The following is a 2,282-nucleotide window of genomic DNA, read 5'->3' as shown; positions in this document are numbered from 1 at the left end:
ATTCGTCTGCAAGTTTAGTTAAGGGTTCTTCTCAACGCACAATAAATTTTCTCGGCATAAATGCGTGTTCTTGTTATAATATAGACATCACATTTAGGGTGCTTATTAAAAGTAGTTTTTTATAATCTACTTCGCAAAAGCAAATAAAAAGCCAATCCATTTTATCTGGGTTGGCTTTTTATTTTTATATGCCTTTATTTGAATTTTAAGGGGGCATTTTAAAGATTCAGGGGTAAATCATATAGTTTTATACCTAAAAGTCTATATACGCTTTTAAAACGCAAATATGAGCCAAATAAATATATCTTAATTTCACAAACAAAAATTTAAGCAAAACCAGTGACTAATTTTTTAGACACTGCCCAGTTATATGCAAATTAAAAATTTAGCAAACTGGGCAGAAAAAAATAAACACTGGCCCATTTACATGCAAACTTAAAAGTTAACATGAAAACTGGTCAACCATGCCGGTTGAACGCTATAGTTCCCGCAGGGGCAAAAAGACATAAAAAAACGCTAGCTTTTTAGCTAACGTTTCAAATCTTTTAAATAATAATTTTGTTTTTCAAAATTCCAAATTGCCGTAATTGAATGTGCTTTTTCTTCTTCGTCTGTTGTTTTATCTTCGTCACTTGTATTAATCAAATTGCCATCTTCGGCATCATCTAAATTTAAAATCTTATGTTTTTGTTTAAGCAAACCACCATAACTCAACATACGTTTTCGATATAAACCTTTTCCTAAATCATTCACGATTTCTTGATTTCTTTCATCATCATCAGTTAAAAAATCAGATGACTTAACCGAATATTTAGAGGTTTCTTTGATAGCTGCTTGAATATCTTTATCGCCTTTTTGATTTGGTTTGATCGCTTTAATATTTGCTACGGGTCGATAATTTACTTGTAATGCTTTTTGCCATAAATTAACCCATTCTTCTTGAGTTATATAATTAGCTTTATTCTTAAAATAACTATTTTCAACACATAATAAAACATGCATATGTTGATTATAACTACCATCATTTTTATTAACTGTTACTTCCGTTGAACGCAAAAACCCAACAAGATTTTGCTTCACTTTTTTATATCTACTTAACCTATCAAATGCTTTCGTTAAATGTTTCAAACTTTGTTCTAAAGTATCCCCATCTATCGCATTTTTCGTTGAAAGTGTTAAAAATAACCAACGCGCTTTTGGTTTTTCTTTAACAACTTCTTCAATCACTTTTTGAGCTTGATAACTATTTTTCATAGCACGCCTCCAATTACAAACTGGGCAGAGTTTCGACTTACAAAACCATGTCTTATGTAACTTCAAATAACCTTCATCAGTCGGCTTGAACTCTAAGACGTTACCACATTGTTTTACATTAAAAGCCTTTTTTATTTTTAAAATTTCCAGTATATCTGCATAACTTACATTATCTATCTTCTTTTCTCTCCATGGGCGTTGTTTCCCACTTTTCGTCATATCTTTAAGTGTTTCGTTATCTTGATTTTCGTCTATACATCTAGTAGTATTATATTGCATATAAAGAGACCTCCAGTAGTTGTTTATTGAGTAGACGCTTTAATCATACTACTGGGGTTTTTTTATGTCAAAAATTCCTTTCAACAAGAAAAATAGCTATAATCCCTTACATACCAAGGATTACAGCTATAATTTTAAAATCGAGTTATTTCTATATAGTATCAAGACAAGAAGAAACTCGTTTTCAACTCGTTTCAAAAACCTTTCAAAAACCATCAATCCACAAAAATACCACGCGAATGACACTCAAAATACAAGACTACAATTAAAAAATACTTAGAATAAAATTAAATAAAATACGAAAATTAAAAGGAGTTAAAAATGCCTTATATTTATTTAATAATAGCCATAAGTACTGAAGTTATTGGAAGTGCATTTCTTAAATCTTCAGAAGGCTTTTCAAAATTTATACCATCCTTAGGAACAATAATTTCATTTGGAATTTGTTTCTATTTTTTAAGTAAAACAATGCAACACCTACCACTAAATATAACTTATGCAACTTGGGCGGGACTAGGTTTAGTCTTAACAACCGTAGTCTCAATAATTATTTTCAAAGAACAAATAAATCTAATAACTATAGTATCTATAGTTTTAATCATAGTCGGCGTAGTTTCGTTAAACATTTTCGGAACATCGCATTAATTGCTTTATTCCAATTGCTTTATTGACGTTGAGCCTCGGAACCCTTAACAATCCCAAAACTTGTCGAATGGTCGGCTTAATAGCTCACGCTATGCCGACATTCG

2 protein-coding genes are annotated in these 2,282 nt (G+C 30.7%); one reads left to right on the top strand and one right to left on the bottom strand.

All coding sequences use genetic code 11. The features are described 5' to 3' along the window. Positions 1 to 528: 528 nt before the first annotated feature. A complete protein-coding gene (locus tag HMPREF3031_RS00015) occupies positions 529 to 1,533 on the bottom strand; it encodes a protein rep (RefSeq protein ID WP_083317879.1) in 1,005 nt (334 codons plus the stop codon). A 321-nt stretch (positions 1,534 to 1,854) separates the two neighbouring features. Here HMPREF3031_RS00015 and qacC point away from each other — a divergent pair, with 321 nt between their 5' ends. Then, the gene (gene qacC / locus HMPREF3031_RS00010; RefSeq protein WP_001146389.1) at positions 1,855 to 2,178 is read left to right on the top strand and encodes a quaternary ammonium compound efflux SMR transporter QacC; all 324 of its coding nucleotides are present in this window, start codon (positions 1,855 to 1,857) and stop codon (positions 2,176 to 2,178) included. Positions 2,179 to 2,282 lie beyond the last annotated feature (104 nt).

The organism is Staphylococcus sp. HMSC072B07 (genome assembly GCF_001815505.1).
GTDB classification, from domain to species: domain Bacteria; phylum Bacillota; class Bacilli; order Staphylococcales; family Staphylococcaceae; genus Staphylococcus; species Staphylococcus simulans.
Note: the sequence above shows the minus strand (reverse complement) of the source record. Positions and strands in the feature narration are given on the sequence as shown.